Annotated in this window: 14 protein-coding genes; all 14 read right to left on the reverse strand. The window is 43.1% G+C overall.

What is annotated here, in order from left to right; all coding sequences use genetic code 11:
* Position 1: 1 nt before the first annotated feature.
* Positions 2-1,270, reverse strand: a complete 1,269-nt coding sequence (gene rseP / locus GXP75_RS01085; protein ID WP_242555979.1) for an RIP metalloprotease RseP — start codon at positions 1,268-1,270, stop codon at positions 2-4.
* A gap of 6 nt (positions 1,271-1,276) precedes the next feature.
* Positions 1,277-2,428 carry a 1-deoxy-D-xylulose-5-phosphate reductoisomerase gene (gene dxr / locus GXP75_RS01090; protein ID WP_003328908.1) on the reverse strand — a complete coding sequence of 384 codons (1,152 nt, stop codon included), beginning with the start codon at positions 2,426-2,428 and terminating at the stop codon, positions 1,277-1,279.
* Between the two features lie 58 nt (positions 2,429-2,486).
* A complete protein-coding gene (gene cdsA / locus GXP75_RS01095) occupies positions 2,487-3,296 on the reverse strand; it encodes a phosphatidate cytidylyltransferase (protein WP_242555980.1) in 810 nt (269 codons plus the stop codon).
* Positions 3,297-3,299: 3 nt separating this feature from the next.
* The gene (locus GXP75_RS01100; RefSeq protein WP_150223856.1) at positions 3,300-4,082 is read right to left on the reverse strand and encodes an undecaprenyl pyrophosphate synthase; all 783 of its coding nucleotides are present in this window, start codon (positions 4,080-4,082) and stop codon (positions 3,300-3,302) included.
* A 130-nt stretch (positions 4,083-4,212) separates the two neighbouring features.
* Positions 4,213-4,770, reverse strand: a complete 558-nt coding sequence (gene frr / locus GXP75_RS01105) for a ribosome recycling factor (RefSeq protein ID WP_003328911.1) — start codon at positions 4,768-4,770, stop codon at positions 4,213-4,215.
* A 1-nt stretch (position 4,771) separates the two neighbouring features.
* Positions 4,772-5,494, reverse strand: a complete 723-nt coding sequence (gene pyrH, locus GXP75_RS01110) for a UMP kinase (RefSeq protein ID WP_003328912.1) — start codon at positions 5,492-5,494, stop codon at positions 4,772-4,774.
* A gap of 145 nt (positions 5,495-5,639) precedes the next feature.
* The gene (gene tsf, locus GXP75_RS01115) at positions 5,640-6,521 is read right to left on the reverse strand and encodes a translation elongation factor Ts (RefSeq protein ID WP_061571578.1); all 882 of its coding nucleotides are present in this window, start codon (positions 6,519-6,521) and stop codon (positions 5,640-5,642) included.
* Positions 6,522-6,621: 100 nt separating this feature from the next.
* The gene (gene rpsB, locus GXP75_RS01120) at positions 6,622-7,353 is read right to left on the reverse strand and encodes a 30S ribosomal protein S2 (protein ID WP_003328914.1); all 732 of its coding nucleotides are present in this window, start codon (positions 7,351-7,353) and stop codon (positions 6,622-6,624) included.
* Positions 7,354-7,494: 141 nt separating this feature from the next.
* A complete protein-coding gene (locus tag GXP75_RS01125; RefSeq protein ID WP_214914559.1) occupies positions 7,495-8,001 on the reverse strand; it encodes a DUF6115 domain-containing protein in 507 nt (168 codons plus the stop codon).
* A 28-nt stretch (positions 8,002-8,029) separates the two neighbouring features.
* Complete coding sequence (sigD, locus tag GXP75_RS01130; protein WP_106044978.1) at positions 8,030-8,794, reverse strand: RNA polymerase sigma-28 factor SigD; 765 nt, start codon at positions 8,792-8,794, stop codon at positions 8,030-8,032.
* A 21-nt stretch (positions 8,795-8,815) separates the two neighbouring features.
* Positions 8,816-9,316 (reverse strand): chemoreceptor glutamine deamidase CheD, encoded by a 501-nt coding sequence (cheD, locus tag GXP75_RS01135; RefSeq protein ID WP_003328919.1) that lies wholly within the window; start codon positions 9,314-9,316, stop codon positions 8,816-8,818.
* Positions 9,313-9,942, reverse strand: coding sequence for a CheY-P phosphatase CheC (gene cheC, locus GXP75_RS01140; protein WP_003328920.1), 630 nt, complete (start codon positions 9,940-9,942; stop codon positions 9,313-9,315). Before cheC ends, cheD begins: the two co-directional genes overlap by 4 nt.
* Before the next feature lie 12 nt (positions 9,943-9,954).
* On the reverse strand, positions 9,955-10,431 hold the full coding sequence (cheW, locus tag GXP75_RS01145; RefSeq protein WP_010788621.1) for a chemotaxis protein CheW: 477 nt from the start codon (positions 10,429-10,431) through the stop codon (positions 9,955-9,957).
* A gap of 21 nt (positions 10,432-10,452) precedes the next feature.
* On the reverse strand, positions 10,453-12,477 hold the full coding sequence (gene cheA / locus GXP75_RS01150; RefSeq protein WP_242556272.1) for a chemotaxis protein CheA: 2,025 nt from the start codon (positions 12,475-12,477) through the stop codon (positions 10,453-10,455).
* Positions 12,478-12,482 lie beyond the last annotated feature (5 nt).

Below are 12,482 nucleotides of genomic sequence, written 5' to 3' on the forward strand. Positions count from 1 at the left end.
TTTATAAAAATAATCGCTGGATATCATTCCATGTCACAACAAGCATGAGAAGCATTAGAAAAGCAACCCCGATAAATACAACAAATGCCTCTTTGTCACGATTAATCGGTTTCCCGCGAACAGCTTCGACAAACAGGAATAACAGTCTTCCCCCGTCAAGCGCAGGAATCGGAAGCAAATTGACAATACCAAGGTTAATGCTTAAAAATGCGGCAAATTGAAATAAATTAATTAAACCGGTTTTTGCCACTTGATCTGTCATATCATAAATGCCAACCGGGCCAGCAAGCATATCAATTTTAAATTGGCCAGTCACTAATTTACCCAGATTGGTTAAAATCGCTTTTGTAACATCGACAGTTGATGTAGCACCGTACGCGATAGAGGCAAGCACCCCTTTTTCCGTCGGTGAATATGAGCCAAAACGGCCGATCGTTTTTTTGTTCTCATCTTTTACAGCTTCCGGTGTAACAGAAATATGGAGCGTTTTGTTATCCCGCTTTACAGCGACGTCCATTTCTTTGTCCGGATTTTCTTTAACGGCCGAGACGATATCAGTCCAAGAACGCATTTTCTCTCCGTTAATGCTTTGAATATAGTCTCCTTCTTTTAATCCGGAGACAGCAGCCCGTCCATCGTCAGTCAGTTTTCCGAGAACCGGCTCATTTGACGGCACTCCTTGAATCAGACCGAGCATAACAAGGATGACATAGGCCAATATAAAGTTCATAATTGGACCCGCGGCAATGGCCTTGATCCGCTGCCATACGGGTTTTGAACCGAACTGACGGTTAAATGGCGCAATCTGCACTTCTTCTCCGTCTACGATAAAGAAAGAGGTTTGGCTGACAGTGAAGCTTGACAGTTCTTCTTCTTTCCCCTGTTCGTAACCGGTGATTTTCATGTCATGTTCTAAGTCAGCGGTTTCCACTTCGATGACCAAAGCGTCAGGGTATTTTTCTTTCTGATTGATAATAACCTTCTCAACCTGGTCCTCTTTATTAAAAAGAAGGCCGACCGTGTACCCCGGCTTAACTTCAATCATCTCAGGATCTTCACCGGCCATGCGGACAAACCCGCCGACCGGAAGCAGCCTGATTGTATACACCGTTTCATTTTTCTTAAAAGAAAAAATTTTAGGACCAAAGCCGATCGCAAATTCACGGCAGAGGATTCCCGCTCTTTGGGCAAGCAATAAATGGCCCAGTTCATGGAAGAAAACGAGCGTTCCGAAAATAATAATAAACGCTATTACTGTATTCACGAACATACCACCTTATGTGAGTATTGAATTGACGTATCCCCGTGTATCTTTGTCCACTTCTTGAATGTCCGACAAGCTTGGCTGATGAATGACTTGATGTCGGTTTAATGCCCTTTCAATGAGGTCTTCAATAGACAGAAACGAAATCTCTCCGGCTAAAAAAGCGGCAACTGCCGTTTCGTTCGCTGCGTTTAGCACCGTAGGCATCGTTCCTCCTATTTTACCTGAATCAAAAGCAAATTGTAAGCAGCGGAACCTTTCGAAATCCGCTTTTTCAAAATGGAGGCTGCCGATTTCCCATAGCTCAAGCCTTTTTGCTTCCGGCAGCGGCAGCCGGTCCGGGTAGGTGAGCGCGTATTGAATCGGAACTCTCATATCCGGAGTGCCAAGCTGCGCGATCACGCTTCTGTCGTGAAATTCTACCATTGAATGGATGATGCTTTCCTTATGTAACACGACATCAATTTGTTCATACGGAATATCGAAAAGCCAATGTGCTTCGATCACCTCTAGCCCCTTATTCATCATTGTAGCCGAATCAATGGTGATTTTTGCACCCATTGACCAATTCGGGTGCTTTAATGCATCCTCTATCGTAACTGATTCCAGCTCTTTTCGGGTGCGGTCTCTGAAACTCCCCCCAGAAGCTGTGATAATAAGGCGTTCTATGTTTTTACTTTGTTCTCCCTGCAACGCTTGGAAAATTGCTGAATGCTCACTGTCAACAGGCAATAGAGGGACACCGTAGATTTTAGCGTGTTCTTTTACTATATGCCCGGCCGTGACAAGAGTTTCCTTATTTGCAAGCGCAATTGTTTTTTTCTGTTCAATCGCCTTTAAAGTGGGAATTAAGCCTACGCTGCCAAGCAGCGCATTTACGACAATATCGACTTCTTCCATTACCGCCGCTTCAATCAGGCCTTCTTCACCGATGCCGATATGAACATTATAAGAGAAAGAGACTTGTTTTAATTTGTTATATGTATCCTGATCACCGACTGCAACAAATTTCGGTTTAAAGGCTTCTATCATAGGGACAGCCTTTTCCGCATTGCGGCCGAATGTCATAGACACAAGCTGAAATTGGTCTGGGTGCGCCCGCAATACATCAATCGTCTGTTCCCCAATCGATCCTGTTGCTCCTAAAAGACAAATATTCTTCAAAACGCCACTCCTATTCTTTTTGCTATCAGATCATTCTGCATCTTCATATTAGCCTTTTTTATGAAAAAAGGGCAAGCAGGAAGTACAAGAACGGCATGACAAACAAAAAGCTGTCAAAACGGTCTAAAATACCGCCATGCCCAGGCAGAATCTTCCCCGAATCTTTCACATCGTAATGTCTTTTCAGTGCAGATTCTACTAAATCCCCCATCTGGCCGAATACAGACAAAAACAGCGTAATGAAAAGCAGTGAAAGATAAGGTATCGGAACTACAGCGAAAAATTGAAAGATCGTCGCGCCTATAAGGGAGATCACGATGCCGCCGACAAAACCTTCAACTGTTTTATTCGGACTGATTTCCGGCCACAGCTTCCGCTTCCCTAGCGATTTTCCGACAAAGTACGCGCCTGAATCCGTTGACCAAATGACAACGCAAGCATAAAAAATATACCTAAGTCCGCCTTGGTTGATATTTCTGATTTCTATAAAATAATAAAAGCACATTCCGATATAGATTGTCGCAAGTGTGATAAATCCTGCGTCATCAAAGGTAAAATTGTTTTTCACCAGCACTGTGTAGATCAGCAAAAGCAGCACCGCAAAAAGCGCCGTCTCCATTTTCGAGATGCCGATGTCTTCAAATAAATCATATCGGCTTGGCAATAATAACAGCCATAATAAGATCAGACTGATCAATCCGGGAAGTGAAAAAAGTTTGAGCTTTTTCATCCGTAAAAGCTCAAACAGCGCCACACTGCCCATCACATAAACTAATATGGCGAACGGCAGTTCTCCGTAAATAACAAAAGCCAAAAACAAAACGGCTGCCAGAACACCTGTCAAGATTCTTTGTTTCATTTCCACCATCCTCTAAATTCCGCCAAACCTCCGGCCTCGCTGCTGAAATTCTCCTAACGCTCTTAAGAAATCATTTTCTTTAAAATCAGGCCAAAGAACGTCCGTAAAGACAAATTCACTGTAAGCTACCTGCCAAAGCATAAAATTACTCAGTCTGATTTCTCCGCTTGTTCGAATCAAAAGTTCAGGATCCTGTAAAGATTCAGTCATTAAATAGTCCGAAAAAAGAGATTCATCAATGTCTTCAACATTCAAAGACCCGTCCTTCACTTTTTCTGCGAGTGATTTTGCTGCACACACTATTTCTGTACGGCCGCCGTAATTCAGCGCAAAATTAAGGATGAGCCCGTCATTCTGCTCAGTATCCCGCACAGCCTTCTCCATTGCCCGAAGCGTGTGGTCAGGGAGAGTAGACTGATCGCCCATAATTTGGACCCGCACATTTTCTTCTACAAGCTCTGGAAGATACGTATTCAAAAATTCTTCCGGGAGCTTCATTAAGAAATCAACTTCCGGCTTGGGACGTTTCCAGTTTTCCGTTGAAAAAGCATATAAAGACAGCACTTTAACACCCAGCTCATTTGCAAGCTTCGTCGTTCTTTTAACCACTTTCATCCCTTCGTGGTGGCCAGCAATCCGGGGAAGTGCGCGCTTTTTAGCCCAACGGCCGTTTCCGTCCATAATAATGGCAATATGCGCGGGGATTTCTCCCTTAAGTATGTCTTCTTTTGTATACCGTTCTAAGTTGGAAGCAGCTGTTTGCTGATTCTTCCAATTTTTGAGTATGTTGAGCATGAGATTCCTCCGTCACCCAAAAAGGTTGCATTCCTGCTGATGACCAATGATAATCAACAGTATTAACAAAAAAACCCCCTGTAAACATGAGAGGGTCTTTTCACTATTATCTATTGTACATAGTTTTTCATTAAACTTCCATGATTTCTTTTTCTTTGTCTTTTGTGACACTGTCAATTTTTGACACATATTCATCTGTCAATTTTTGAACATCTTCATTAGAAGTCCGCAATTCATCCTCAGTAATGTCACCGTTTTTCTCAAGCTTTTTCAGATCATCATTTGCATCTCGGCGAACGTTTCGGACAGCGACCTTAGCTTCTTCAGCATATTTTTTGACGAGCTTGACCAATTCTTTACGTCTTTCTTCTGTTAAGGCAGGGATAGCGATTCGGATAATATTCCCGTCGCTTGTCGGCGTTACGCCTAAATCCGCTTTAAGAATGGCTTTCTCGATATCACCGATCGCCGTCTTGTCGTATGGTGTGATAACAAGCATACGCGCTTCCGGTACATTAATAGAAGACAGCTGGTTTAAAGGTGTCTGTGCTCCATAATATTCAACTGTTACTTTGTCTAATAAAGATGGATTTGCGCGGCCCGCACGAACAGTCGCCAATTCACGCTGGTAAGCGGCAACTGCCTTTTCCATCCGCTCTTTTGTTTCTGTTAATACTTCGTTTGACACGTTATTTCCCCCTCACGATCGTTCCGATAGATTCGCCTGTGACGGCACGCTTTATATTTCCTTCTTCCATAATAGAAAAGACGATAAGCGGAATGTCATTATCCATACATAAAGAAGAAGCTGTTGAATCCATGACTTCCAGTCCGTCTTTTAAGACGTCAAGATAAGAGAGTGATTCATACTTCACAGCTGACTCATCTTTCCTAGGATCAGCATTATACACACCGTCTACGTTATTTTTAGCCATTAAAATAACGTCCGCTTCAATTTCAGCGGCCCGCAGTGCGGCTGTCGTATCTGTAGAGAAATACGGATTTCCAGTACCCGCAGCAAAAATAACGACACGTTTTTTCTCCAAATGGCGAATGGCTTTTCTTCTAATATACGGTTCTGCAACTTGCCGCATTTCAATAGATGTCTGCACTCTGGATTGGATTCCGAGAGTTTCTAAGCTGTCTTGAAGCGCAAGCGAGTTCATAACAGTTGCAAGCATTCCCATATAGTCCGCAGTTGCGCGGTCCATACCTAAATCACTGCCTGTTTTGCCGCGCCATAAGTTGCCTCCGCCTACGACAACTGCTACTTCGACTTCAAGCTCAGCGATCTCTTTCACTTGCTTCGCTATGGATTGAATGACAGTCGGATTAATTCCGTTTCCCTGTTCTCCCGCCAATGCTTCTCCGCTAAGCTTTAGTACGATACGATTGTATTTTGGTTTTTCCATGATAACCTCCAAGTGTAAACATTGCCGTTTACTATTATGCAAGAGAAAAAAAGGTTTGTAAATATTGTTTTAAAAATAGGGAACACAAGTTGTGTCCCCTATACTGCCTGAAAAGCCGCGAATGACTCGCAGAAGCTTTTCACCATTATTTTTTCACTTGGTTCATAACTTCTTCAGCAAAGTTTTCTTGGCGTTTTTCAATGCCTTCTCCAACTTCGTAGCGGACGTAAGTTTGAACAGTTGCGTTTTTAGCAGCAACAACCTGTTTTACTCTTTCGTCAGGGTTTTTAACAAACGGCTGATCTAAAAGGCAGATTTCTTCGAAGAATTTGTTCAAACGGCCTTCAACCATTTTTGCTACGATATTTTCTGGTTTGCCTTCTTGAAGAGCTTGCTGAGTCAAGATTTGACGCTCATGATTTGTTTCTTCTTCAGACACTTGGTCGCGAGAAATGTAACGAGGATTTACCGCAGCAACGTGCATTGCGATATCTCTTGCAATTTCTTCTTCAGTAGTGCCGGTAAGAACCGTTAACACACCGATGCGGCCGCCCATGTGCAGGTAAGCACCAAATGCAGCACTGTCGTCTTTTGTAAGCACTGTGAAACGGCGAAGCGTGATTTTTTCACCGATTTTAGCAACTGCAGTTGTAATGTACTCTTCTACAGTAGAGCCATTGTCCATTTTTTGTCCAAGTGCTTCTTCAACGCTTTCAGGAGCGTTTGCAAGAAGGTGGTCAGCCAATGTGTCAAGAAGCTCTTTGAAGCCTTCGTTTTTCGCAACGAAATCTGTTTCAGAGTTTACTTCTAAAATAACAGCTTTGTTGCCGTCAGTTTTAATAAGAGTTGAACCTTCAGCTGCGATACGGTCAGCTTTTTTCGCTGCTTTTGCAATTCCTTTTTCTCTAAGAAGGTCGATTGCTTTGTCCATATCACCATCAGTTTCAGTTAACGCTTTTTTACAATCCATCATGCCTGCGCCTGTTTTTTGACGCAATTCTTTTACTTGCTGTGCAGTAATAGCCATTTATATTTCCTCCTTATATGTTAACAAGATATGTATAGATACATTTTTCCTGAAAAAAAGGTGATAAAAGGCAGTCCCTCTTATCACCTTTTTAAATAGGTTACGCAGTTGTAGTTTCTGTTTCCGGTGCAGCTTCTTCCGCTTCTTCTTCACCTTGCTTAGCTTCTAAAATCGCATCTGCCATTTTTGAAGTAAGAAGTTTTACAGCGCGGATTGCGTCATCGTTTGCAGGGATTACAACATCAATCTCATCTGGATCACAGTTTGTATCAACGATTCCGATGATAGGGATGTTCAATTTGCGAGCTTCCGCAACAGCGATACGCTCTTTGCGAGGATCGATGATGAACAATGCATCAGGAAGACCCTTCATGTCTTTAATTCCGCCTAGGAATTTTTCAAGACGTTCTAATTCTTTTTTCAATTGAACAACTTCTTTTTTAGGAAGTACTTCAAACGTACCGTTTTCTTGCATTTTTTCGATGTCTTTAAGACGTTTAATACGTTTTTGGATTGTTTCGAAGTTTGTTAGTGTACCGCCCAACCAGCGTTGGTTGACATAGTACATGCCAGAACGGCCTGCTTCTTCTTTAACAGAATCTTGAGCTTGTTTTTTCGTGCCGACAAAAAGGATTTTTCCTCCGTCTGCTGCAAGATTTTTCGTGAAGTTATAAGCTTCCTCTACTTTTTTCACCGTTTTTTGAAGATCGATGATGTAGATTCCGTTACGCTCCGTAAAGATGTAACGCTTCATTTTTGGGTTCCAGCGGCGTGTTTGGTGACCGAAGTGAACACCAGCTTCAAGCAATTGCTTCATAGAAATGACTGACATGTTATTTCCTCCTAATATAATGGTTTTTTTCCTCCGCTTAGGTCATTTTTGTGCAGAACTGCCATGCAGCACCCTCTGCATAAATCGTTAAGCGTGTGTATTTAACACCACAAAATAATATAACACAGCTTTAGGCGACAATCAAGAATCCTTTACAGCTTTAGCGCGAAATTTTAAAAACAGCTCAATTTCTGTCTTTCCGCTCTTTAATTTCCTCGCAATTTCTCCGGCTGAAAAACCTTGATCATATAATTCAATCACTTGATCTTCAAATGATCGTCCTCCGCTGTTCACGCTGTCTTCCGCCTGTTCCACTTCACTGATGAGACCTTGAATATGTGCGGGAATCGGAGTTTCCTCCGGCTCAGGCGCCGCCTCCGCTTTTTCGCCGGATGACTGCGGAGTCTTTTTTTCCTGCCCCGCTTGGTCTTTGCCGGCGCTGAGATCTACAGGATGTTCTATCAATTTCTCATTTTCTTCTTTTAATTCAAGCAGAAATGCAGCCAGGGTGTTCTCGGTCTCTTCAAGAATTTTCTTTTGCTGCCTCTCCGTTTCTTTGAGAGCTGCCAGCTTCGTATACAGAATAATGACGGCATACAGGAGAACGCCGTGAAGCATAAAGCTTAAAAGCCATAATAGTGTTGACATGTTTTTCACTCGCTAACCATGAAATTCCTTATTGAATTACTTTATCAAGAAGATGTTTTAATTTAAAAAGAGCCTTTGAATGAATTTGTGAAATTCGTGATGTTGACAGATTCAGCACTTGTCCGATTTCCGTCAAGGTCAATTCTTCCTTATAGAATAAACTGACCACAAGCTGCTCCTTCTCAGAAAGTTCATGAATTTTGTCGGCGAGCTGGGCAATCAGTTCGTCTTTCATGATTTTTTCTTCCGGGGGCACATTTTTGTCATCTCTGATCATCACCTGGATATTTTCCCCATCGTCCTGATCATGGAGCTTTTCATCAATTGACAGCAGATTGGCAAAAAAGCCTTCGTTCATCGTGGATACAACATCCTGTTCTGTCATTCCGAGCTCCTCTGCAATTTCTGCAGGCGATACATTTCGAAGATAACGCTGTTCAAGCTTTTCAATCGCAGCTTCTACCTTCTTCGTTTTTTCCCGTGATGTTCTGGGCAGCCAGTCTTCTTTCCGAAGCCCGTCAATAATCGCACCGCGAATCCTAAACGAGGCGTAGGTATCAAATTTCAAGTCCCTGCTGGGATCAAATTTTTCAAGGGCATCATATAAACCAAGCATACCAAGGCTCATAAGATCGTCTTTATGCACCGATTTAGGCAGCCCGACAGAAATTCTGCCTACATGATATGTAACAAGCGGCATGTAGCGGCGCATTAAATCATCACCGGCTTTTGGATCTTTCCACTCTTTCCAGCGCGACCAAAGCACCTGATCTTCATAGTTTAAGGATTGCATCTTTATCCCCCTAATACCTTATTAAATCGTTTTTTCACCTTGTTTAACAGTTCGAATGTGCAGCTCACAGGACTTCGGTTCAAACTCTATCGTCCGGCCGCTGGAGCCGCCCGTATCTTCACTGATGACCGGTATTTTATATAAGGACAGCTGTTTTTTTATCGCTGACACATTTCTCGGTCCGATTTTCATCAAATCATTCGTCATTTTAAATTTAAACATTTCCGAGCCGCCGGCAAGCTTTGCTTTTAAGGCAAATTTTCGGCAGCCCGCTTCCACCAGCATATCAATCGTAGCCTTCACCGCTGTATCGGCATATTTTGCCCGGTTGAGCTCCGCTGTTTTTGATAAAGATGAATCCGGCAGCATGACATGAACCAGACCGGCCGTTTGTGCTTCTTTATCATAAAGAACCAGACCGACACACGATCCGAGGCCAGACGTTCGGATTTTATCCGGAAAACGAACAATCTGAACGTCGGCAATCCCCACCTTTACAATAACGGCTTCTCTAGTGCTCATCGCGATGCACCCAAGGAAACAAAGAGCTTTTCAAATGAATCATAATCCGGGAGCAAAAACATATGAGCTTTAAGCTCCTGCTGATGGCTTTGGTCAAAAATAGAAGTATCGACGACGATCGCCTGCTCTCCAATTTGGCTGAACTCCATCAGCCCTTCACTTATGACTGCGCCGAACATATCGAGCGAGACTTCAGGCACGCTGGGATAAAGTTCAAGCTTGGTCAAGTCAGCCAGCGCCGTTAAATATGATCCTGCTAAAATATTGCCCAGCTCATGTAAAGCGGATGAACTTAAATCATCCTCACTCAGGTTGTCAATATCAAATTCCGGATTCCCGATCAGCTCTCTGATAAACTGTTCAGCCTGGTGAAAAGGCATAATAAAGAACATTGAGCCAGTCAGGTCGCCTTCCATTCTTAAAAAGATACTGGCAACGGGCATATCGGCACCGCCAAAAAAATCAGCGAGCTCATCAAATGACAACAGTTTCGCAAATGGCACTTCCATATCAATCTTTCTGTTTAACAGCTGTGCCATTGCAGAAGCTGAGTGACCTGCACCGATATTCCCGACTTCCCGCAAAATGTCCATCTGCTCTTCTTTGATTCCGTTAAAAATACTCATGTCATAACCCCTTTAAGAATAAGGTTGATCGGGCACGGCAGACTGGGGCGTTTCTTTATCTAAAACCGCATTTGCATCAATGATATTCAACAGTCTGTTCTCTTGCTTCACGATCTGTTTGATCCATACATCAGCGTCCTTTTGAAGACTTTCAGGCGCAGATTCAATCTCATTTTCATGCACAGTAATGACGTCATTCGCTTCATCGACAATCCAGCCGACCTCAATGTCACGATAAGCAATGATAATAATGCGTGTTTCGTCAGTAATCGTATGCTCGGGCAAGTTCAGCCGCATCCTTAAATCCAGCACCGGTGTGACGACACCTCGCAAATTGATAACTCCGCAAATGTAAGGCTCAACGCCGGGTACTCTCGTCGGCTTTTGCCACTTTTCAATTGACTTCACTTGAGTGACGGAAATGGCGTATTCCTTGCCATTCACCATAAACACAATCATTTTTTCGCCTGTTTTAATTTCTGCAGTCACGTGAGACACCTCCTCGTATCGTTAAATAATCAGTGCATTACAATCAATAATCAGCGCTACCTGTCCATCTCCTAAAATGGTGGCCCCGGAAATCGCAAAGACGTTCGTTAAGTAGTCTCCGAGTGATTTTAGGACGACCTCCTGCTGGCCGATAAAGGAGTCCACGACAAACGCAGTAGGCTTGTCGCCTTTTTTGACAATAATGATATGGAGCTGTTGTGCATCTTGCTTGGTATCGTTGATCTTAAACTCATCTTTTAAATAGACGACAGGCACAATGTGTCCTCTGAAATCAATGACTTCGCGATCATGCGTCTGCAGAATATCGTTTTTATCAATAACAGCCGTTTCAATAATAGAAGAAATCGGTATGGCAAACGTTTCTTCTTCCAGTTTAATAAGAAGAACTGAGATAATCGACAATGTCAGCGGAAGCTGAATACTGAAGAGCGAACCTTCGCCTTCAACAGATCTTACACTGACTGATCCGCCGAGAGATTCCAATTTATTCTTGACTACATCCAGACCGACGCCGCGGCCTGAAATATCAGAGATTTGATCGGCGGTGGAGAAGCCTGGCGCAAATATTAATTCATAAATCTCGTTGTCTTCGAGACTCTCAGCTTCCCGATCTGTTATTACGTTGCGCTCGAGCGCCTTTTCAAGAATTTTTTTGCGGTTCAGACCGGCCCCGTCATCCTCCACTTCAATAAAGACGTGATTACCGCTGTGATACGCTTTAAGAACGACTTTACCGGATTCAGGTTTTCCTTTTTTTAAACGGACTTCTGGTGATTCAACACCATGGTCAATACTGTTTCTGATCAAGTGAACGAGCGGATCGCCGATTTCATCAATAACAGTTCGGTCTAATTCGGTTTCCGCTCCGATTATTGACAGCTCAATTTTTTTGTTCAGTTCTTTTTGAAGCTGACGAATCATTCTCGGGAAACGGTTAAATACAGTTTCTACCGGAACCATTCTCATGTTAAGAATAATAGATTGCAAGTCTCCGGATATTCTTGTCATTCGTTCTACCGTTTCGGTCAATTCGTTATGCTCAAGCTCCTTGGCAATCTGCTCAAGCCGGCCACGGTCGATCACAAGCTCTTCAAATAGATTCATCAAAGAGTCCAGCCTGTCAATATTGACCCGGATCGTTTTTGATCCTCCTGAATGATGTTTCGCCTGTTCTTCGTTTTTCACGGGCTGTTTTTGTTTTTCCTGCTGCTTCTTTTCAGGGAGGGCTGGGGCTGGTTGAATGTCAGCCTTTGGTTCAGGCTGTTTTTCAACCGTTTTTAACGGAGCCCCGTGTTTGATTTCCACATTCTCAACTTCTGAAATGCCGTTGATGATTTGTTCAACGTCTTCAGCTGACTGCTTGGTTAACAGGCAAACCTGAAACGAAGATCCGAAGTCCTCTGTTTCAAGCACTTCCGCACTCGGCATCGTTTTAGCGACTTCGCCTATTTCATTAAGTTTTTCAAAAACCATATACACTCTGACTGCTTTCAACATACAATTTTCGTTAAGAGAAATGGTTATTTCGTATCGCTCAAACCCCTGTTCCTCAGCTTCTTCTATAACCGTCCGCTCAAACTCATCGTATTCCCAGGCTTCTGTTGAACTCTCCGTCTCAGCTATTTCTGCAGCAGCCGCTGTTTCGGCGTGAGCGCCGTTTACATCAAGCTTTGCGCTCACTTCAGTAATATCCCGTTTCCCGTCTCCGCCGTCTATAATGGACTGAACCATCGCTTCAAGATGGTCCAGCGCTTCAAACATTACGTCAAGCCAGCTTGAAGTGATGGCCATATCTCCATTCCGAATGGCATCCAACACATTTTCAAGCTGATGGGTTAGATGGGCCAGATCCGTGTAACCCATCGTTGCGCTCATTCCTTTTAACGTATGGGCAGCTCTGAAAATATCATGAACAATCTGAAGGTCTGACGGGTCTTTTTCTAAAAGCAGAAGCTTTTCATTACATGTTTGTAAATGTTCTTTACTTTCATCAATAAAGACATCTAAATATTGATTCATATCCAATTGAC

Origin of the sequence: Bacillus sp. HU-1818, assembly GCF_022695965.1 — a bacterium.
Classification (GTDB): Bacteria; Bacillota; Bacilli; order Bacillales; family Bacillaceae; genus Bacillus; species Bacillus atrophaeus.